Origin of the sequence: Streptomyces sp. 1222.5 (assembly GCF_900105245.1) — a bacterium.
GTDB classification, from domain to species: domain Bacteria; phylum Actinomycetota; class Actinomycetes; order Streptomycetales; family Streptomycetaceae; genus Streptomyces; species Streptomyces albidocamelliae.
This window is the reverse complement of the sequence record NZ_FNSZ01000001.1, coordinates 2440724-2459949: the sequence shown is the minus strand read 5'-3', so window position 1 is coordinate 2459949 and position 19226 is coordinate 2440724. Positions and strand designations below refer to the sequence as shown.

General features: G+C 70.0%; 17 protein-coding genes and 2 pseudogenes. 9 read left to right on the top strand and 10 right to left on the bottom strand.

Annotated features, from left to right (window positions below; genetic code table 11):
- Positions 1-67: 67 nt before the first annotated feature.
- From BLW57_RS10960 to BLW57_RS42255, 3 genes are all read right to left on the bottom strand, one after another.
- A complete protein-coding gene (locus tag BLW57_RS10960; protein ID WP_073897624.1) occupies positions 68-739 on the bottom strand; it encodes a potassium channel family protein in 672 nt (223 codons plus the stop codon).
- Positions 739-1410 (bottom strand): potassium channel family protein, encoded by a 672-nt coding sequence (locus tag BLW57_RS10955; RefSeq protein ID WP_093474047.1) that lies wholly within the window; start codon positions 1408-1410, stop codon positions 739-741. Before BLW57_RS10955 ends, BLW57_RS10960 begins: the two co-directional genes overlap by 1 nt.
- Positions 1411-1523: 113 nt before the next feature.
- The gene (locus tag BLW57_RS42255; RefSeq protein WP_256339880.1) at positions 1524-1658 is read right to left on the bottom strand and encodes a hypothetical protein; all 135 of its coding nucleotides are present in this window, start codon (positions 1656-1658) and stop codon (positions 1524-1526) included.
- A 161-nt stretch (positions 1659-1819) separates the two neighbouring features.
- Between BLW57_RS42255 and BLW57_RS10950 the strand changes: the two genes are divergently transcribed.
- Both BLW57_RS10950 and BLW57_RS10945 read left to right on the top strand, forming a co-directional pair.
- Positions 1820-3871: an APC family permease gene (locus BLW57_RS10950; protein ID WP_093474046.1), complete on the top strand. Its 2052-nt coding sequence runs from the start codon at positions 1820-1822 to the stop codon at positions 3869-3871.
- A gap of 468 nt (positions 3872-4339) precedes the next feature.
- Positions 4340-5668: a class I SAM-dependent RNA methyltransferase gene (locus BLW57_RS10945; protein ID WP_093474044.1), complete on the top strand. Its 1329-nt coding sequence runs from the start codon at positions 4340-4342 to the stop codon at positions 5666-5668.
- A 559-nt stretch (positions 5669-6227) separates the two neighbouring features.
- Here BLW57_RS10945 and BLW57_RS10940 read toward each other — a convergent pair.
- Both BLW57_RS10940 and BLW57_RS10935 read right to left on the bottom strand, forming a co-directional pair.
- Positions 6228-7808 carry a SpoIIE family protein phosphatase gene (locus tag BLW57_RS10940; RefSeq protein ID WP_093474043.1) on the bottom strand — a complete coding sequence of 527 codons (1581 nt, stop codon included), beginning with the start codon at positions 7806-7808 and terminating at the stop codon, positions 6228-6230.
- Positions 7805-8335: a methanogen output domain 1-containing protein gene (locus BLW57_RS10935; protein WP_093474041.1), complete on the bottom strand. Its 531-nt coding sequence runs from the start codon at positions 8333-8335 to the stop codon at positions 7805-7807. Before BLW57_RS10935 ends, BLW57_RS10940 begins: the two co-directional genes overlap by 4 nt.
- A gap of 268 nt (positions 8336-8603) precedes the next feature.
- Between BLW57_RS10935 and BLW57_RS40515 the strand changes: the two genes are divergently transcribed.
- The 4 genes from BLW57_RS40515 (at position 8604) to BLW57_RS10915 (ending at position 11499) form a co-directional block, all read left to right on the top strand.
- A complete protein-coding gene (locus BLW57_RS40515; RefSeq protein WP_176985543.1) occupies positions 8604-9008 on the top strand; it encodes an ATP-binding protein in 405 nt (134 codons plus the stop codon).
- 227 nt (positions 9009-9235) lie between these two features.
- Positions 9236-9592, top strand: coding sequence for an STAS domain-containing protein (locus tag BLW57_RS10925; protein ID WP_256339463.1), 357 nt, complete (start codon positions 9236-9238; stop codon positions 9590-9592).
- Positions 9592-10524 (top strand): anti-sigma factor RsbA family regulatory protein, encoded by a 933-nt coding sequence (locus BLW57_RS10920; protein ID WP_176985542.1) that lies wholly within the window; start codon positions 9592-9594, stop codon positions 10522-10524. Before BLW57_RS10925 ends, BLW57_RS10920 begins: the two co-directional genes overlap by 1 nt.
- Positions 10525-10650: 126 nt before the next feature.
- Positions 10651-11499 carry an RNA polymerase sigma factor SigF gene (locus tag BLW57_RS10915; RefSeq protein ID WP_176985541.1) on the top strand — a complete coding sequence of 283 codons (849 nt, stop codon included), beginning with the start codon at positions 10651-10653 and terminating at the stop codon, positions 11497-11499.
- 328 nt (positions 11500-11827) lie between these two features.
- Here the strand turns inward: BLW57_RS10915 and BLW57_RS10910 are convergent, their stop codons facing one another.
- Both BLW57_RS10910 and BLW57_RS10905 read right to left on the bottom strand, forming a co-directional pair.
- Positions 11828-12196 carry a hypothetical protein gene (locus tag BLW57_RS10910; protein ID WP_093474040.1) on the bottom strand — a complete coding sequence of 123 codons (369 nt, stop codon included), beginning with the start codon at positions 12194-12196 and terminating at the stop codon, positions 11828-11830.
- 403 nt (positions 12197-12599) lie between these two features.
- Entirely contained in the window at positions 12600-13829 is a 1230-nt protein-coding gene (locus BLW57_RS10905) for a flavin-containing monooxygenase (RefSeq protein ID WP_093474038.1), read from the bottom strand.
- Between the two features lie 195 nt (positions 13830-14024).
- On the opposite strand from BLW57_RS10905, the gene BLW57_RS10900 reads away from it, so the two are divergent.
- Positions 14025-14660, top strand: a complete 636-nt coding sequence (locus tag BLW57_RS10900) for an ABC transporter ATP-binding protein (protein ID WP_093474037.1) — start codon at positions 14025-14027, stop codon at positions 14658-14660.
- Complete coding sequence (locus BLW57_RS10895; RefSeq protein ID WP_093474035.1) at positions 14657-15448, top strand: hypothetical protein; 792 nt, start codon at positions 14657-14659, stop codon at positions 15446-15448. The genes BLW57_RS10900 and BLW57_RS10895 overlap by 4 nt, the downstream gene beginning before the upstream one ends.
- Before the next feature lie 366 nt (positions 15449-15814).
- Here the strand turns inward: BLW57_RS10895 and BLW57_RS10890 are convergent, their stop codons facing one another.
- A complete protein-coding gene (locus BLW57_RS10890; protein ID WP_093474034.1) occupies positions 15815-17554 on the bottom strand; it encodes a SpoIIE family protein phosphatase in 1740 nt (579 codons plus the stop codon).
- A 171-nt stretch (positions 17555-17725) separates the two neighbouring features.
- Here BLW57_RS10890 and BLW57_RS43075 point away from each other — a divergent pair.
- Positions 17726-18142: pseudogene (locus BLW57_RS43075) on the top strand (Tn3 family transposase); the annotation flags it as partial.
- Positions 18143-18308: 166 nt separating this feature from the next.
- On the opposite strand, the pseudogene BLW57_RS42885 reads toward BLW57_RS43075, so the two are convergent.
- Both BLW57_RS42885 and BLW57_RS10880 read right to left on the bottom strand, forming a co-directional pair.
- Positions 18309-18533: pseudogene (locus BLW57_RS42885) on the bottom strand (undecaprenyl diphosphate synthase family protein); the annotation flags it as partial.
- A gap of 231 nt (positions 18534-18764) precedes the next feature.
- A complete protein-coding gene (locus BLW57_RS10880) occupies positions 18765-19142 on the bottom strand; it encodes an STAS domain-containing protein (RefSeq protein WP_093474032.1) in 378 nt (125 codons plus the stop codon).
- Between the last annotated feature and the right edge of the window lie 84 nt (positions 19143-19226).

Genomic DNA, 19226 nt, shown 5'->3' with positions numbered 1-19226 from the left:
CACAACGCCGAAAGGGCGCCCCGGGTCCTCCGGGGCGCCCTTTCGGCGTCGTACCGCCGCCGCGGCGTCAGGCGCCTTCCCGGCGCACCGACAGCAGCTCCTCCAGCTGCTCCTCCCGGGCCTGCGCGGCCACGAAGAGAAGCTCGTCGCCCGGCTCCAGGGAGTCCTCCTTGGACGGGGTCAGGACGCGGGTGCCGCGGATGATCGTGACCAGGGAGGTGTCCTGCGGCCACTCGACATCGCCGACCTGGGTGCCGGCCAGGGCCGACTCCTCGGGCAGCGTCAGCTCGACCAGGTTGGCGTCGCCGTGGCTGAAGCGCAGCAGCCGGACCAGGTCGCCGACGCTCACCGCCTCCTCGACCAGGGCGGACATCAGACGCGGGGTGGAGACGGCCACGTCGACGCCCCAGGCCTCGTTGAACAGCCACTCGTTCTTGGGGTTGTTCACGCGGGCCACGACGCGCGGGACGCCGTACTCCGTCTTCGCGAGCAGCGAGACGACCAGGTTGACCTTGTCGTCGCCGGTCGCGGCGATGACGACGTTGCAGCGCTGCAGCGCCGCCTCGTCCAGGGAGGTGATCTCACAGGCGTCGGCCAGCAGCCACTCCGCCTGCGGCACCCGCTCCACCGAGATGGCGGTCGGAGCCTTGTCGATCAGCAGGACCTCGTGGCCGTTCTCCAGCAGCTCGCCCGCGATCGAGCGGCCGACGGCGCCGGCTCCGGCAATGGCGACCCTCATCAGTGACCGCCCTCCTCTTCCGGGCCCTCGGCGAACGCCGCCTCGACCTTCTCGACGTCGTCCGAACGCATCATCACGTGCACGAGGTCGCCCTCCTGCAGCACCGTCTGCGAGGTCGGCAGGATCGCCTCACCGAGGCGGGTCAGGAACGCCACCCGGACACCGGTCTCGTCCTGCATCTTGCTGATCTTGTGACCGACCCACTTCGCGGAGGCGTGCACCTCGGCGAGCTGCACCCCGCCGGTGGGGTCGCGCCACAGCGGCTCGGCACCCGAGGGGAGCAGCCGGCGGAGCATCTGGTCGGCGGTCCAGCGGACCGTGGCCACGGTCGGGATGCCCAGGCGCTGGTAGACCTCGGCACGGCGCGGGTCGTAGATGCGGGCGGCCACGTTCTCCACACCGAACATCTCGCGGGCCACGCGGGCGGAGATGATGTTGGAGTTGTCACCGCTGGAGACGGCGGCGAAGGCGCCGGCCTCCTCGATGCCCGCCTCGCGCAGGGTGTCCTGGTCGAAGCCGACCCCGGTGACCCGGCGGCCCCCGAAACCGGGGCCGAGCCGGCGGAAGGCGGTGGGGTCCTGGTCGATCACTGCGACCGTGTGTCCCTTTTGCTCCAGGGTCTGGGCAAGGGCGGAACCCACTCTTCCGCAGCCCATGATGACGATGTGCACGACCGTCCTTCCGGTGTCCAAAAGTTGCTGCTCGCCATCAGGGTCTCAGACCGGCGCCCAAAGCTGTACACGGGCGGCTGCGGCCGGGCACCCCGCCGCTCGGGAATCCTCGGTCACCGGCGCCGGTCACCCTCGGTGACCAGCGGCTGGATCTTCCGGCGAGTGATGCTGCGCACGCTGCACAGGGTGAGGATTCCGAGGCCGACCAGGGCGACCGTGGCGCCGATCAGCTCAGCCGTCGCGGGCATGGAACCTCCGAAGTGCGGTGACAGGCGGGGTTTGCCATCTAGGCACGGAAGGCGGCCCGACCGCGGAATCCGCAGTTCCTGTGAGGCTTGAGTTCACTCGTGGGGCAGATACGGGACGGCGACTGGGCGGCAGCCTGTTCGAAGGCTTACGATCCTCTCTCGTGTCCAAACTGACCGACGTGCCCAAACGGATTCTGATCGGGCGCGCTCTGCGCAGTGACCGGCTGGGCGAGACGCTCCTGCCGAAGCGCATCGCACTGCCCGTCTTCGCCTCCGACCCGCTGTCCTCCGTCGCCTACGCGCCGGGGGAGGTCCTGCTGGTCCTGTCCATCGCGGGCGTGTCGGCGTACCACTTCAGCCCCTGGATCGCCGTCGCGGTCGTCGTGCTGATGTTCACGGTCGTCGCCTCCTACCGGCAGAACGTCCACGCGTACCCGAGCGGCGGCGGCGACTACGAGGTCGCCACCACCAACCTGGGGCCCAAGGCCGGCCTGACCGTAGCCAGCGCCCTGCTCGTGGACTACGTCCTCACCGTCGCCGTCTCCATCGCCTCCGGCATCGAGAACCTCGGCTCCGCGGTCCCGTTCGTGGTCGAGCACAAGGTGCTCTGCGCGACCGCCGTGATCGTGCTGCTGACGCTGATGAACCTGCGCGGCGTGAAGGAGTCCGGCAAGCTCTTCGCGATCCCGACGTTCGTGTTCGTCGGCGGCGTCTTCATCATGATCGCGTGGGGTGCGTTCCGCGGCCTGGTCCTCGGCGACACCATGTCCGCGCCGACCGCCGACTACCACATCAAGGCCGAGCACCAGGGCCTCGCGGGCTTCGCGCTCGTCTTCCTGCTCCTGCGCGCCTTCTCCTCCGGCTGTGCCGCCCTGACCGGCGTGGAGGCCATCTCCAACGGCGTCCCGGCCTTCCGCAAGCCCAAGTCGAAGAACGCGGCGACCACGCTCGCGATGATGGGCCTGCTGGCCGTCACCATGTTCTGCGGCATCATCGCCCTCGCCATGGCGACGAACGTCCGCATGGCCGAGCACCCGGCCACCGACCTGATCCACAACGGCAGCCCGGTCGGCTCCGGCTACGTCCAGAACCCGGTGATCTCCCAGGTCGCCGAGGCGGTCTTCGGCAAGGGCAGCTTCCTTTTCGTCCTGCTGGCCGCAGCCACGGCCCTGGTGCTGTTCCTCGCGGCGAACACGGCCTACAACGGCTTCCCGCTGCTCGGCTCGATCCTCGCCCAGGACCGCTACCTGCCGCGCCAGCTGCACACCCGCGGCGACCGCCTCGCCTTCTCCAACGGCATCGTGCTGCTCGCCGGCGCGGCGGCCCTCCTCGTGGTCATCTACGGCGCGGACTCCACGCGGCTGATCCAGCTCTACATCGTCGGCGTGTTCGTTTCCTTCACGCTCAGCCAGACCGGCATGGTCCGGCACTGGAACCGCCACCTCGCGGTCGAGAAGGACCCGTCCAAGCGCAGCCACATGATCCGCTCCCGCGCGATCAACGCCTTCGGCGCCTTCTTCACCGGCCTGGTCCTGGTCGTGGTCCTGGTCACGAAGTTCACGCACGGCGCCTGGGTCGCCCTGCTGGGCATGTGCATCTTCTACGCGACCATGACCGCGATCCGGAAGCACTACGACCGCGTCGCCGAGGAGATCGCGGCCCCCGAGGGCCCCTCCGACGACATGGTCCGCCCGTCCCGGGTCCACTCCGTCGTCCTGATCTCCAAGATCCACCGCCCGACGCTCCGCGCCCTGGCCTACGCCAAGCTGATGCGCTCGGACACCCTGGAGGCGCTGACGGTCAACGTCGACGCGGCCGAGACCAAGGCCCTGCGCGAGGAGTGGGAGCGGCGCGGCATCGACGTACCGCTGAAGGTCCTCGACTCGCCGTACCGCGAAGTCACCCGCCCGGTGATCGAGTACGTCAAGGGGCTGCGCAAGGAGTCCCCGCGCGACGCCGTCTCGGTGATCATCCCGGAGTACGTGGTCGGTCACTGGTACGAGCACCTGCTGCACAACCAGAGCGCCCTGCGTCTGAAGGGCCGCCTGCTGTTCACTCCGGGCGTCATGGTGACCTCGGTGCCCTACCAGCTGCAGTCCTCCGAGGCGGCCAAGCAGCGGGCCCGCAAGCGCCAGGAATGGAACGCCCCGGGCGCGGTCCGGCGAGGCCCCGCGACCGAACGCCCGAAGGACTCCTCCGCGGCGAAGGAGTGACACACGGCTCGCCTGGCGGCCGGGACTCGCTTGCGGGGCTCCGGTCGTGCAGGCGTTCGGCGGCGCCGGGCTCACGTCGTGGGAACGGTCCGGCGGGGCCGGGATCCGGTCGCGGAAGCGTCCGGCGGGCCGGGGTGCGCTGAGACGTGCTCGACAGCCGGGGCGCTCGGGCGCCGGGTCCGCTCGTGGTGGCGGTAGGCCCCGGCGGCCGGGCCCAGGGGGGCCGACGGTCGGTGCGTGGCGGCGGCCGGGATTCGCCTGGCCGGGTTCCGGTCGGTTCTTCGCGGACGGGGCCCGGGCCTGGAGTACCGGGGCGCTGAAGGCTTCCGTGGGGGGCGGGGGAGCCGTCGGGCGGTGGGGGCGGAGAGGGCGGGGGAGGCCGTAGACTGGTGGGCTGTGTCCGGCCCAGCTGTGTGTGGCCGTACCGTCGCTGTCCTCGATCTCTCTTCCGTCTGGAGTCACCCCGCCATGCAGGCAGAACCTACGAAGTCTCTGGTGGGCGAGGAGTACGAGGTCGAGATCGGCCCCGTCGCCCACGGCGGCCACTGCATCGCCCGTACCTCCGAGGGCCAGGTGCTGTTCGTCCGGCACACGCTGCCCGGCGAGCGGGTGGTGGCCCGGGTGACCGAGGGCGAGGAGGGCGCGCGCTTCCTGCGCGCCGACGCGGTGGAGATCCTGGAGGCCTCCAAGGACCGCGTGGAGGCGCCCTGCCCCTTCGCCGGCCCCGGCCGCTGCGGCGGCTGCGACTGGCAGCACGCCAAGCCGGGAGCGCAGCGCCGCCTCAAGGGCGAGGTGATCGCCGAGCAGCTCAAGCGGCTCGCGGGCCTCACGCCCGAGGAGGCCGGCTGGGACGGCACGGTGGTGCCCGCCGAGGGCGACAAGCTGCCCGCCGGACAGGTCCCGCAGTGGCGCACGCGCGTGCAGTACGCGGTCGACGCCGACGGCAACGCCGGACTGCGCCGCCACCGCTCGCACGAGGTCGAGCCGATCGACCACTGCATGATCGCCGCGGCCGGCGTCAGCGAGCTCGGCATCGAGGACCGGGACTGGGCCGGAATGGCCTCCGTCGAGGCGATCGCCGCGACGGGCTCCCAGGACCGCATGGTGATCCTGGAGCCGAAGCCCGGCGCACGGCTGCCGCTCGTCGAGCTCGACAGGCCCGTCTCCGTGATGCGCGTCGACGAGAAGGACGGCGGTATCCACCGCGTCCACGGCCGCGCGTTCGTCCGCGAGCGCGCCGACGACCACACCTACCGCGTCGGCAGCGGCGGCTTCTGGCAGGTCCACCCGAAGGCGGCCGACACCCTGGTCAAGGCCGTCATGCAGGGCCTGCTGCCGCGCAAGGGCGAGATGGCCCTGGACCTCTACTGCGGCGTCGGCCTCTTCGCCGGCGCCCTCGCCGACCGTCTCGGCGAGAAGGGCGCGGTCCTCGGCATCGAGTCCGGCAAGCGGGCGGTGGAGGACGCGCGGCACAACCTGGCCGACTTCCCCCGCGTCCGCATCGAGCAGGGCAAGGTCGAGTCCGTGCTGCCGCGCACCGGCATCACGGAGGTCGACCTGATCGTCCTGGACCCGCCCCGCGCAGGCGCCGGCCGCAACACGGTCGCCCACCTCGCCTCCCTGGGCGCCCGGCGCATCGCGTACGTCGCCTGCGATCCGGCCGCGCTGGCCCGGGACCTGGGGTACTTCCGGGACGGGGGGTACCGGGTGCGGACGCTCCGGGCGTTCGACCTGTTCCCGATGACGCATCACGTGGAGTGCGTGGCAATTCTCGAGCCTGCTACAAAGGGGCTCTGACCTGCAGATTTCGCAGGTTGCTCAGGTGCGTTCGGGTGCGCTCGACGTGTTCCCCGAAATGCACGATGTGGAACGTGTCCTGGTGCCGGGGGTGGGTTTGACCTGCGGCTTCGTGGGACGTCTCGCGAGGTGATGGACGCGTTTTCCTCGGTCCATGGAGGCGTAGGGGAAACCGTCCCGACGCTCTTTTGACGCTGCTTCCGACGGACCATCAGGTGGGTGGCACGCGGGCTGCCTGGTCATAACTGGCCCCCACCCACTCGTCTGCGACTGCTCTGTCCCGTCGGGGGAGCCGGCCCGCTCCCCGTCGGGACGGCCTCCGCCCGCCACAGGACAGGGGCGAGGTCTACCGGCCGCCTCGTCGAGGAGCGGCTCGTCGCCGTCGGCTGACGAGGGAAGGCGCCGGAAGACACTGGTCGGCATGGCGGCTCAGGAGGCCAGGGAGTGTGTCGACGGCGCTGGGCGTTCTCGTTCTGCCAGACACCGGCCTCCTGCCGGGGGCAAGGGCTCACGCCGTCCTCGACGCCCCCTGCCCTGCTGTCGCTGAGCGGAGGCGCGCTCAGGAGGGTGAGGGGAAGCGGGCGGCGAGCAGGGCGCGGTCGTCGGGGAACGCCGCTTCGGGCTGGTGGTGCAGGAACCGGTCGCACAGCTCGGTGATGCTCAGGCCGCTGGTGGTAGGGGCGAACTCGGTCAGCCGTTCCATTCCTATGGCGAGGTCCTCGCTACGGCGCTCGATCAGGCCGTCGGTGTACAGCAGCAGGGTGTCGGTCTCGGTCACGGTGGTGTCGGCCTGCCGGTAGCGGACGTTCCGGACGGGGCCGAGAGGCGGGGAGGTGGCGTGGTCGAGGTAGGCGCTGGTGCCGTCGGAGTGGATGAGCAGCGGCGGCAGATGGCCTGCCCTGGCGTAGGTCAGGGTGCGTGTCCGGCGATCGAAGACCAGGTAGCAGGCGGTGACCATGCGGTTCGGATGGTAGCGGCCCAGGAAGGCGTTGAGCTCGTCCAGGACGGCGGCGGGGTCGGTGCCGCAGCGCGGCACGATGTTGCGCAGGGCGGCGGTGATCTGTGCCATGACGGTCGCTTCGTGCAGTCCGTGACCGGCGACGTCGCCGATGCTCAGGCCGATGTGATCGGAGTCCACGTCGTAGACGTCGTACCAGTCGCCGCCGACCGAGAGCAGGTCACTGCCCGGGGCGTAGCAGGTGGCCGACTCCAGACCGGGCAGCTGTGGCAGCTGGGGCAGCAGACTGAGCTGCAGGCGTTCGGCGACCCGGTGCTCGTGCTCATGCAGCCCGGCCCGGCGCAGAGCCTGGGCGATCTGCTGGGCGACCGCTGTCACATGCTCGGGAGCGGTGGCGCTGAGCGAGCCGTAGACGATCAGCATGCCCAGGTGGACGCCGTCCGCCTCCAGGGACAGGGCCACGGGAACCGCGTCCGCGGCTTCACGAGTGAGCGGGCCGTCCGAGGAAGAGGGGCGGTCCAGGTCGGTCCAGCCGCCCGCGCCGACCGGAAGGCCGTTGTCCCCCGGCTGTAGGGGCGGTACCAGCCGTGACGAGTGCAGATAGAGCTCCGCCGCGGTGGCCCCCAGGGCTGCCGGCGCCACCTCGCTGACAGCGCGGGAGACCTCCGCGAGAGTGATCGCTCCGGCCAAGGCGGCGGTCAGGTCGTACAGGTGCTGCAACCGGGCACGGGCGGCCTGTTCGGCGGCCAGCAGCCGCGCCCGGTCCACTTCTGTGGCCCGGCGGAAGGCCACCTCCCGGTTCAGCGCCTCCACCTGCTGGCTGAGCACGACGAACTGGTCCGACGCCCCGGCCTCGATGAGATGCAGCTGCACGGCCGGCTGCGGGCCGTCCCACCACGTGGCCCGCGCCCCGTGACAGCGGAAGCGCCGCGTGCGGCCGTCGGCGTCCTTGAGGACCAGCGCGCCGGGCACGGGACTGCCGCTGCGCAGCCACACAGCCAACTGCTGACGCAGCTGCGGGGTGTCGTCCGGCCGTAGATCGAACACGCTGGCGCCCGGGCGCAGCCGGTCGTCACAGCTGCGGGCAGCCGGGTTGGCGGCCAGCACGCGGCCGTCGGCCCCGCACAACAGCACCGGATGGGGCAGCGGTCTGGTGATGGCCCGGAAGAGGCCAAGGGTCATGGAGCCACAGCCCGGTCGCCGAAGTACTCACGGCCACTCACCGTCTCGACATCCACGTCGGGCACCAGGTGCACCACCACCCGGCAGCCCGCGTCGCCGCGCGCGATGGTCTCCTCCAACTCCACGCGCGCGTAGCCCAGATTGCGGGCGGCGACGGTGCCGAAGACGTTGGACGTCATCATGCACATCGACTCCCGGCCCACCACCTTCTCCGCGAACGGACACACCCGGTTGCCCAGCACGATCTTCGTCTCGTCGTGCTCGATGACGTAGAAGTCACCTTTGATACGGCGCTTGAGGTCCACCAGCGCCTCGGCGACCTGCTCACCCGTGAGCCGGTCGGTTCCCAGTGCCTTGAGGTACATCTCGTCGATCTGCGTGCCGACGGCCTGCCCCACCAGGCTGACGTAGCCGGACGCCTCCTCCAGACCGATCACCGACTCCAGCGACGTCGCCAACTCACGCACCAGAGTGCGCAGGAACACATCACGGTCCAGCGGAATCTCCACATCCGAAATCCGTTCCATGCCGGCTCCCTCGTCCTCGGGCCCCGGTGGCAGCGCGACCGGCGTGGCCTCATGTCGTGTGCGGGAATGATTCTGCCAGCGCACTCCAGCCCGCCACCACCAGTCCCGTCGACAGCGGCGATCAACCCTTCACAGGATCAGCCCGTCACCCGACGGACACAGATGGTTCACCAGGCAGGCAGGGGTAACCCGACAGACGACTGCGACCGGCTGTACGCAGCGCCAGCCGGCGGCAGAGCAGGGCCGCCACCAAGGCTGGAGGAACCTCGTGAACGGCGAACCGACCATCCCATCCTGCGAGTCGCGTTTCCCCGCTGTTACGGCGAGCATCGCGGCCGCCCGGCACTGGGTCCGCGACTGCGTGGAAGGTTTCGGCGGTCCGCTGCACCAGCACCGGATGATCCAGACCGCCGAACTGCTCGTCTCGGAACTGATCACCAATGCCATCCGCCACGGCGTCGGCGCACCCCTGATCCGGCTCACCCTGAACGGCCGGCTGCTGCGCATCGCGGTCAGCGATGACAGCGACCGCTGGCCGCGCATGCGTGCCACCAAGAACACCGAGCCCGGCGGCTTCGGCATGCAGCTCCTCGAACGGCTCGCGCACCGCTGGGGCGTCACCCCGCGCCACCCCGGCAAAACGGTCTGGGCGGAACTCAGCCTCGCTCCCTGAGCTCGCCCTCCCGCCAAGCCTGAGCTGGCATGGACGCCACTACAGGCGGACCCGTACTCGGTCGCATGAGCTCCACCAGCTCACGTCATCGGGACCCGCGCAGGTCAGGCCCGGCCCGATTCTCTCGCGTGGCCGGACTGGGCGTCCGCCGTGCCTGACCGGGTATCGTGCAAGGCGATCGATATGAGCCGCCGTGCGGCCGAGCCCGGGGAACTGGGGGCAAAAGCGTGGATGTCGCACCTGGCGTGGGCGGGCCCTCCGCCGCGCCGCCACGTGAGGCGGTACTGCAGATCAATCCGTTGCCCGACAGTTCGGGGCTGGGGGCGATCGGGGAGATCAGCATGAACACACGGACGGTCTGGCAGCAGGCGCTGCAGCAACTGGTCGAGCGTGGCACGGACGTGCATCACGTGGATCTGTCCCGGGTGCGCTTCGTGGATGTGGCCGGCGTGACGGACCTTGCGGTCACCGCCCAGCGTCTCCCCGAGGGACAGCGGATCGTACTTCACCGACCTCCGGCGCAGCTGCCGCGCATCCTCGAACTCTTCTGGCCCGGGCTTACCGTGATCGAGGTGGCTGCGTGATGACCACAGTGCCCTCGCACGAGCCGTTCGTGCACCCGGCGCTCTTCTACGAGGGGACCGACCAGTACGTCGCGGGAACGGTTCCCTTCCTGCGGGAAGGGCTGGACGCCGGTGAGCCCGCAGCCGTCGCAGCTCCGCCGGATCGTTTGAAGCTGATCCGCGAGGGGCTCGGTGAGCGAGCGGCACAGGTCCGTTTCATCGACATGACCCAGGCCGGCCGCAACCCGGGCCGCATCATCGCCAACGTGCTGCGCAAGTTCGCCGACGCCCAACCCGGCGCCCGCCGGGTCCGTATCATCGGCGAGCCGATCTGGCAGGGCCGTTCCGCCGACGAGTACCCGGCGTGCGTCCAGCACGAAGCGCTGATCAATGCCGCTTTCACCGGGCGCGCGGTGACCATCCTCTGTCCCTACGACGCTGGGCAACTAAGGCAGCAGGCGCTCTGTGACGCCCTGGCGACCCACCCGGTCGTCATCGACGCCGACGGGGAGAGGCAATCCACCGCCTACAGCCCCGAAGAGATCATTGCTCGCTACAACGAGCCCCTGCTCGCTCCACTCGATGCTGCGGCCTGTACCTTCGCCGCACCGACACTGCCCGAGACTCGCGACTTCGCCGTGTCCCGGGCGCGGGCCCTGGGCGTGTCCGGCGTGAGCCTGGGCGACCTGGAACTCGCGGTGGCGGAGCTGACCACCAACAGCGTCGTCCACGGCGCCGGCTCGGGGACGCTGCGGATCTGGGCCGAGAGCGACCGCATCGTATGCGAGGTCCACGACGGCGGACAGCTGACCGATCCGCTGGCCGGCCGTCGCCCGCCGAATCCCACGCAGCCCGGCGGCCGCGGACTCCTGCTGGTCCACCAACTTGCCGACCTCGTCCGTGTCCACACCGGCCCCGACGGCACCACCATTCGCTGCTACCTGCCCGGCTGACCACGACCAGGTAGCGAGCCTGCTCAACACAGCACAGGTATAGGTGCGGGAAGGCGGGGTAGGCGCTGCGCCGTCGGCCGTTTTGCAGGCGGTAGCGGTCGGCTCGAACTTTGGGAGGGGCACAGCATGGCGCTCATGAGCATTCCGGCGGCACTGGACGCACGAACGAGCGAGCTGCCGGAGGTCGCCGACCCCTCCCGGGTTGCGCCAAAAGACGCTCGCCAGCTCTCCAAGCTGTTCTTCGAACAGCTGACGGTCCTGGAAGAGGGCACGCCCGAGTACAGCTACGCCCGCAGCACACTGATCGAGATGAACATGTCCCTGGTCCGGTACGCGGCCGGCCGTTTCCGCAGCCGCGGCGCAGAGGAGATGGAGGACATCGTCCAGGTCGGCATGATCGGCCTGATCAAGGCCATCGACCGGTTCGAGCTGACGCGCGAAGTGGAGTTCACCTCCTTCGCGATCCCCTACATCGTGGGCGAGATCAAGCGGTTCTTCCGCGACACCACCTGGGCCGTACACGTGCCGCGCCGACTGCAGGAAGCCCGCGTCCAGCTCGCCCGCGCCACCGAGGAATTGCGCAGTCGGCTCGGCCGCACCCCCACGGTCAAGGAACTGTCGGAGCTGATGAGCCTGCCCGAGGACGAGGTACGGGAAGCCCGACTTGCCGCCAACGGTTACAACTCCTCCTCCCTGGACGCCGCGATCGGCGGCAGCGAAGACGGCGAGAGCGCTCTGCAGGACTTCATCGGCGCGGAAGACCAGGCGCTGGGACTGGTGGAGGACTTCCACACCCTCGCCCCGCTCCTCGCCGAACTCGACGAGCGAGACCGGCAGATCATCCACATGCGCTTCGTGGAGGAACTCACCCAGGCCCAGATCGGCGAACACCTGGGCGTGTCCCAGATGCACGTCTCCCGACTCCTGTCACGGACCCTGGGCCGCCTGCGTGAAGGCATGCTCACCCAGCGCTGAGGCCACCGGCAAAAGCGACGCCAGGTCCGCAAAGGCCGCCGATGGACGTCGGCCAGAACCGGGCGACTGCGCTGCCGTCGAGGTGGGCGGTTGCCGAAGTCGGCCGATGAAGACGCCGGACGAAATGTGGATGATCACGCGCGCGGAGACAGGGCCTCACGGTAGCTCGGCCATGCAAATCCGACCGAGCAGTGGGGGGAGGCCCTGGTGTCCTTGTTGTACGTGTCCGAGCCGGTCCAGTTCAACTCGGCCGCTACGGCCACCACTGCCGATGCCCGGTCCGGCCCAGCAGGCCGGACCGGGCATCGGGTCATAGGGGCTGCCCGGGTCACGCCTCGGCCACTTGGAGCAGCCAGCTGACCGGGATGTCGTCCTCGGTGTCGCTCGCGCACTTCCTGACGCGGCCGATGGCGATCTTCTGCGTGCTCGTCGGGAGCTTCGCGCCGTTGTGGACCCGGCCGCCTGCCTGCGTGACGTTCAGGTCCACGGCGGCGCTCCAGTTGGAGCCGTCGTGCCAGTTCACCTTGATCTTTGCATCTCCCCAGGCGGAGCCGAAGCTGATCCACATGTCGCCCGACCAGCCGGCCTGGTTGGCCGCCGGGACTGCCAGGACGATGCCGTACTTGTAGTGGATGAGCCCGCCGCTCTCAGTGAACGCGAAGCCGGGGGGAATCTCGCCGGTCTGGAAGTTCGCCATTCAGCGCCCCTTGCTTGTCGCTGCTCCGGTGCCGCGGGAAGCGACGCCGCACCGCAGCCCGCAGACCACGGCACGAACCACGCTAGGGACGCATTCAGGTCCCTCCTCAACTCCCGCGGCCAAACCACCAGTTGAGGGGTAGTGCAAGCATGCCCAGATCATCCGCTCCGCTCCTGCGCTCCCGGATGCCCCCTGCTGCACCCCAGGGAGCGGCTGGCCCCTTCGGCCGTCGGACGGGGCCCAGGGTCTGCTGCGGAAGCGGATCTTGGTTGTGGATGATCACGCATCGTGGGCACGGTGAAGCTGCTCTCCGCCGAAGCGCGCAGCCCTGTCTCCACCGTCACCTCGGCGTCCAATCGCCCTGCGGGGAACGCCGCAGAAGGGCCAGGCTTGCGAACCGCCGTCAGCTCGACGCGCGCCCTTTGCTGAGTGCGTCGGCCGGGCGGTCGCCAAGCCGGGGGGCGGGGAGGGTGGCCCGCGCCTTCTCGTGGCGGAACGCGCGGGCGATGGCGCGCGCCTCGATGCCCGCCTGGCGAAGGACACCCGTGAGGGGATTGGTGTATCCGGCGAAGTACAGGTGCGGGGCTTCAGGATGGGTCCGTGCCCCTGCGGCGAGGGGATGCCCGGCCTCGTCGAGCACGCCCAGGGACCCGACCAGGTCGTGCAGGTCGGGCCGGTAGCCGGTGGCGGCGATGACAGTTTCGGGTCGCAGGCGTGTGCCGTCGGCCAGCACTACCTCGGGGCCCTCGAACGCCTGGACGGCCGCGACCGGCTCGACCCGACCGGACCGGACGGCGTCCACGAAGCCGTGGTCGAGCACGGGGTTGACCCCTTCACGGGCATTGCGGGTGTACAGGCCGATGCCGGGCCGGGGCAGCCCCCGTGAGGTCAGGTCGGGCACCGCGAGACGCTGGGTGAGCAGGGAGGTGCGATCGCGCCACGCGAGTGGGAGGGCCTCCGTAAGTCGGCCGGCAGCATGCCATCGTGCGCTGGAGCGGGGCAGGATGTTGGGTGGGGTACGGACTGCGATCCGTACCCGCCCGGCTCCGCCCCCGGCCAGGACACTCGCGATCTCGGTACCGCTGTTACCGGCGCCGACCACCAGGACGTCCTGCCCGCGGTAAGGGGCCGGAGAGCGGTAGTGGGCCGAGTGCAGCAGGGTGCCGGTGAACGTCGAACGCCCGGGCCAGCGGGGGAGGTCAGGGGTATGGCAGCGACCGGTGGCCACCACGACCGCGCCAGTGGGCACGGGACCGACGGGGGTGTGGACCATCCACTGTGCTCCCGAACCGGGCTCGGCCCGTTCGACGCGCTGCACCGGGGTGGTCACCCGGACGTCGAGTCGGTGATGGGCTACGTAGCACTCCAGGTATCGCACATAGTCGTCCCGGCTCACCCACGGCCCCGCCTGGCGCGGCACCCGCAGGCCGGGGAGCTTCGACGTGCCGGGAGTGGTGTGCAGGCGTAGGTGGTCATAGCGCTGCGCCCAGCTCGCTCCCACGCCATGCGACCGTTCCAGGATCACGGTCGGTTCTCCGGAGCGGTTCAGTAGCGCGGCTGCCGCCAGGCCGTGGGGGCCGGCTCCGATCACGATCGTGGGAGCGCTGAGGTCTCGTTGTGGTGTCGGGGGCATCGCCTCCTACAACGGCAGACCGCGGCGTACGTCACGCCCAACTGGCAGGTACAGAAGACCGGGTGACCGCCGTTACACCGGAGGTACGGACTCGTTGGACACCGGGCGGCAGACGTCGCGCGGAGGATCGGTCCGCCCAGGGCCGGACCGTCCGGGTCGGCTCGTTACATCTGTCCGATCTTTCGAGGGGCTCATGTGCAGGCAGTAACCACGCGCCACCGGCCACGGCTGCGGATCAGCGGAGTCTGCAAGGCGTTCGGCGGCAGGCAGGTCCTGCGCGATGTAGATCTTGACGTGTATGCCGGGACGCTGGTGGGAGTCGTCGGCGAGAACGGGGCGGGAAAGAGCACTCTGCTGCAGATCGCCGTGGGACACCTCGCACCCGACCGCGGAACCGCGACACGGGCCGGGGCGGTGGGGTACTGCCCGCAACGGGCTGTACTGAACGACGCGTTCACCGTCGGACAGCATCTGCGGTTGTTCCAGATGGCCTACCGGCTGCCGACACTGGAGCGCGCCGGCGAGCTGATGGAACTGCTGGCGTTGACCGGCTGCCGGCGACAGCAGGTCGGCGAACTCAGTGGTGGCACGCGGCAGAAGCTGAACCTGCTGATCGCCCTCATGCACGATCCGCAGTTGCTGGTCCTGGACGAGCCCTACCAGGGCTTCGACTGGGACACCCACCAGCGGTTCTGGACCCTGGCCGCCGACCTGCGTGATCAGGGCCGGTCGATCATCGTGGTCTCTCACCTGCTGCACGACCTGCACCACTTCGACGCGATCGCTCACCTACGCCAGGGCCGTCTGCACTTCGAGGAGACCGACCGTTGAGGCTCTCCTGGACGGCATTCACCGAACTGCTGCGCTCTACTCTGCTGGGCCACCTGCGCAACCGGCTGGCCCTGGTTCTGGCGGTCGCGTTCATCCCCGTCTGGATTGCTGTGGCACGCCTGTGCACCTCCGACCAAGTGGTGCGCATCCGGCTGGACGCCATCGGCACCCCCCTCTCCGCTCCGGCGAGCCAGGTGGGGCAGGTGGCCAGCGCGCTGGGCGCCGTCACCATGGTCGCCGGCTTCATCACCTTCACCGAGACCTTCCAGTCGCGGCGGATGGACCGGCGTCTGCTGCTGGCCGGTTACCCCCGGCTGCCGATGCTGTTGGCGAAGCTTGCCGCCGTCGCCCTCACCGCCGCCCTGTTGGCCCTCTACACCACGATCGTGCTGTGGGTCTCTCTGCCCGTACGCCACACAGCACCCCTGGCGCTGGCCCTCGCGGGCGCCGGCCTCGTCTACGGCGGGATCGGCCTTCTGCTCGGCTCTCTGGTCCGCGGCGAGCTGGAGGGCTTCTTCCTCATCATCATGCTCAGCCTGGTCGACACCGGCCTGCAGAATCCCGTCTTCAACGCCCTCATGGATGTGGCGGGCGTATCCACCCTCCCTCTGTACGGCGTGAACCAGCTGGCGCTGAGCTCAGCCCTCACTCCCCAGAGCGCCTGGTCCCCTGGCTTGCTCTCCCTCGCCTGGTCCGCAGCGACCGGCGCCCTGGCGCTGCTCGTCCTCCACACCCACCGCCCTTCCCGCGCCCCGTGGTCCCGCAGGACGAGAGTCCAGGCAGGGTGATCACGGTGAGGACGGTCTTCCTCGATCAGTGTCCTGCTGCGCCGAGTCGCCGTCGAAACTGATGGGGCCATACGCCGGAGCAGACCTGGACACCAGGGCGCCCGATACCCGCGAGCAGCGCAAGGACCTGCCGTACCCCCTCACCAACCAGCTCCTCCTGACCGCCCTTGACCTACACGGCGCCCGTCCTCCTAGGCGAACCGGCATGCGGACACTGCGTTCTGGCCCCGCTCACCGGCGGGGCAGTGCAGGGCCTGCACCGCGCGAAGCTTTCGCGCGGCGGGAGGGGCGTTCGAAGCCTCAGCCCACCGGCTGAGGAACTTCGACGGCCCCCCTCAACCCCACTCGATCTGCCTCCCGCGCGGGTCAGGCGGGGCATACGGAAGTGGGGGTACGCAACGCGATCATGGCAACGTCGTCATCGTTGTCGCTGGGGCGGACCTGGTCCAGCAGCAAGTCGCAGAATGAGTCGAGGGGGCGGTGGGCGAGGGAGGCCGCGTGTCGGCGCAGCCGGTCCAGCCCATGATCGATGGAGTGGTGCGGGGATTCGACCAGTCCGTCGGTGTAGAGCAGGAGTGTGGCCTGGGGTGGCAGGACGGTGACGGCGTCGGGGCGAGGTCTGGTGACTCCGGTGCCGAGGAGTATGCCGTGAGCCTCGTCGAGGTAGCGGGTCTGACCGTCGTGGTCGATGAGCAGGGGCGGCGGGTGGCCGGCGTTCGTCCAGCGTAGGCGCCACAGTGTGTCGTCGCCGAGTGTGAGCCTGGCGAGGATCATAGTGGCCATGGGCACCTCGGCTATGTGCATCACTGCCTCGTCGAGCCGAGTGACGACGGCGCTGGGTGTGGCCTCGGGGTGGGACCAGGCGAAGGCGCGCAGCATGTTGCGGACCTGCGCCATGCCGGCTGCGGCGTCGAGATCGTGCCCGACGACGTCGCCGATGGCCAGTGCGTGGGCGTGGGCGGCCAGAGCGAAGGCGTCGTACCAGTCACCGCCCACGGATGAGGCGTCCGGAGCGGGTACGTAGCGCGCGGTCATCTCCAGTCCGGGCAGGACGGGAAGCTGGGGCAGCAGGTGCCGTTGCATGGTCTCGGCGACTTTGCGCTGGCGCTGGTACAGGCGCGCGTTGTCCAGCGCCAGGCCCGCCCGGCGGGTGAGGTCCTCCAGCAGCGGCAGGTCGGCAGGGGTGAAGGCGTCATGACGCTGGGCGCGGCCCAGGGTCAGGGCGCCGAGTACGTCGCGCAGTCCGCGAATGGGCGCGATGGCGGCGGAGTGCATACCTGTCGCGGTGAACAGGCGCTGCTGCTCGACCGCGATGCCGGAGTCGGGCGGACCTTGGTAGGTGGCGGGGCCGGCGAGGGAAGAGGCGGCGCCACGCAGGGCCCGTGACAGGGGCATCGGCGACTCCGCCGGCACCGGAGGCATCGGGCCCTGCAAGTCGTCCCGTTCGACGAGAATGCCGTCCTTGTGCTCCATCACGAGAACGCGTCGCACTTCATCACGTTCGGTGAGCAGGTCGAACACGGCCCAGTCCGCGAGCCGGGGCACGGTAAGGGCCGCCAGTCGGTGCAGCGCCTCGTCCGCGTCCAGGGTGGATGTGAGCCGCGTGGTCGTCTCCGCCAGCAGGGCCAGGCGGTCCAGCTCCGTCAGCGGCGCGGAGTGCCCGCCGTCGCTGTGGCGAACGTCCGGCTGCTCCGGCGCGTACAGCATTGTCAGTGCACCTGTCCCGCCCGGACCGGGTGAGTAGGGCGTGACCAGCCAGGACAACTGGACGAGAGCGCCGTCCCCGCGGGCGAACCACTCGGCCTCGCCATGCCTGGTGTCCCCCGTGAGGAGCGCCTTCCTCATCCGGCAGCGCGTGCGCGGCACCGAGTGTCCGTATCTGTCCCTGTGCAGCAGGTCGTGGAAGTCCTGGCCGACGAGTTCTGAGGCTTCCCTGCCCAGCAGGCTTTGGGCCGCGCTGTTGACCGCGACGATGAGGCCATCGTCATCGACCGCGAGGGCGGACGCCCGCAGGTCTTCCAGCGTTCCGTTGAGCAGGGCGCCAGAACGCGCCTGATGGCCGGGCAGGGGAACACTTCCCCGGCCGGGAGCGGCGACGTCGTCCATGTCCCTCCTCTGTTCAAGCCCGAATCGAGTCGAGTACCCCAACCGGACTCCGCCATGCACCGAAGGCTCGTCTCCCCTGCTGCGACTGCTTGAGCACATCCTGGTGGCGCAGGAGGAGGCCGTCCTTGAAGTCCCGAGTGCCGGTCGCGAGTGATGAGGAAGACGGGGGGTACGTTCCTGCAGGGGCGGGTGTGGACGCACGACGAGGGGCCGGTGACGTTGTTCAACCAGTCGATGGTCTAGTTGCGCCGCCACGGGGTGCTGCTGCCCGGGGTATCGGTGCTTGCCCGGAGGCGCGGAAGGTCGTGGAGAAGCGGCTGGACGCCACGGTCGCGGGGCCGCGCGGCGGGCGGCCCCGGCCTTGCCCGGCGACTTGGTGGCGACGCTCAAGACGCCGGGGGCTCGCGGTTCTCGGAGCTGGAGCGTCGCACCGGCCGCCGACGCCGATGACGGGCACCGCGTTTGCCCGCGCGTTGGAGCGCGCGGATGAGATCAGTGCGTATCGGCTCGGCCGGCTGAAGCTGTCTCAGTTCCCACCTGACCGCAACGGCGGCGCTGGCCCGGTACGGCGGAACGACGAGTCGGCCGCCGACCGACGGGGCGCGCCAGGGGCTGCGTGGCCTGGGGCCTCGAAGCCGACCGCCCGCACAGCAGTGGTGTGGGCGGTCGGATCCCGGGCTGTCGGGCGGTGACCCTGCCGAAGAGGTGGTTGGCAGGAGCATCCGGGTCGTTGCCGTAGAAGAACTCGGCGAGGGCGACGGTCGATGTCGGGCCAGAAGTCGGGGGTGAAGTGCAGCTCGGCGTAGGCGGTGTGCCAGGGCAGGAAGTTGGAGGTGCGCTGTTCGCCCCCGGTACGCCACAGCAGGTCGACATCCGGCATGTCGGGGTGGGGCAGGTGGCGGGCGAAGTCCCTTTCGCTGATGTGGTCGGGGTCGAGTTGTCCGTCGTGTACGTGGCGAGCGAGCGCGGCGGTGGTGCGGAGCTTGCGACGTCGGGAATGCCCGCCTGACCTGCGCGTTCGTGGGGAAATGAGTGGGAGCGGCGGGCGGGAAGTGCCGGTTGGCCGGGGCTGAGGGGCGCTGTCTCGGCGCCACGCTGCTGGTCACCGTCGGCGACGGCACCAGCTTCCCCACCGCCGCCCACCGGGATCTGAGCGGCTCGCAGACGAGATGGGCGAGGGTGGCGGCTCGTCCACATGCGAGTCTTGCTTTCAGGCGTGGTCGAGTGACTCCGAGGTATCAGCACAGGCGCCTGTGATGCGCCCGTCGAGCGCGGCGTGCACTGTGGGGAACACGGGGAACAGCGTGTCGAGGCCGAGGAGGCGCCACACCTGCTGGTAGTGGTCGCTGAGGGCGGCGAGGCGCAGGGTGCCGCCATGGTTTTCGAGCGCACGGGACAGCGTGATGATCATGCTGACGCCCGAGGAGTCGAGGTACTGCACTTCGGAGGCGTCGAGCACGAGGGTGCCGCAGCCTTCCTCGACCAGGTCTTCGCACCGGCCGCCGATGCCGGAAGCGTTGCCGTAGTCCACCTCGGTCGGCAGCCGCACAACCGTCGTGTCCGCGTGCCGTACCCGAACCCTCAGCATCGAGAACCGCTCCCGTCCCCATCGTCCGTGCCCGTGCCACCGGCGCCTTTCTGTCTGTCGCCCCCCGGCGACACCGCCGCGCCT

What these genes read in the sequence shown, in the direction of transcription:
- BLW57_RS10890 (WP_093474034.1), bottom strand. Translation starts at nt 17,554, where the DNA reads ATGGACGACGTCGCCGCTCCCGGCCGGGGAAGTGTTCCCCTGCCCGGC.
- BLW57_RS10960 (WP_073897624.1), bottom strand. Translation starts at nt 739, where the DNA reads ATGAGGGTCGCCATTGCCGGAGCCGGCGCCGTCGGCCGCTCGATCGCG.
- BLW57_RS10920 (WP_176985542.1), top strand. Translation starts at nt 9,592, where the DNA reads ATGACCACAGTGCCCTCGCACGAGCCGTTCGTGCACCCGGCGCTCTTC.
- BLW57_RS10935 (WP_093474041.1), bottom strand. Translation starts at nt 8,335, where the DNA reads ATGGAACGGATTTCGGATGTGGAGATTCCGCTGGACCGTGATGTGTTC.
- BLW57_RS10945 (WP_093474044.1), top strand. Translation starts at nt 4,340, where the DNA reads ATGCAGGCAGAACCTACGAAGTCTCTGGTGGGCGAGGAGTACGAGGTC.
- BLW57_RS10940 (WP_093474043.1), bottom strand. Translation starts at nt 7,808, where the DNA reads ATGACCCTTGGCCTCTTCCGGGCCATCACCAGACCGCTGCCCCATCCG.
- BLW57_RS10910 (WP_093474040.1), bottom strand. Translation starts at nt 12,196, where the DNA reads ATGGCGAACTTCCAGACCGGCGAGATTCCCCCCGGCTTCGCGTTCACT.
- BLW57_RS10915 (WP_176985541.1), top strand. Translation starts at nt 10,651, where the DNA reads ATGGCGCTCATGAGCATTCCGGCGGCACTGGACGCACGAACGAGCGAG.
- BLW57_RS10880 (WP_093474032.1), bottom strand. Translation starts at nt 19,142, where the DNA reads ATGCTGAGGGTTCGGGTACGGCACGCGGACACGACGGTTGTGCGGCTG.
- BLW57_RS42255 (WP_256339880.1), bottom strand. Translation starts at nt 1,658, where the DNA reads ATGCCCGCGACGGCTGAGCTGATCGGCGCCACGGTCGCCCTGGTCGGC.
- BLW57_RS10905 (WP_093474038.1), bottom strand. Translation starts at nt 13,829, where the DNA reads ATGCCCCCGACACCACAACGAGACCTCAGCGCTCCCACGATCGTGATC.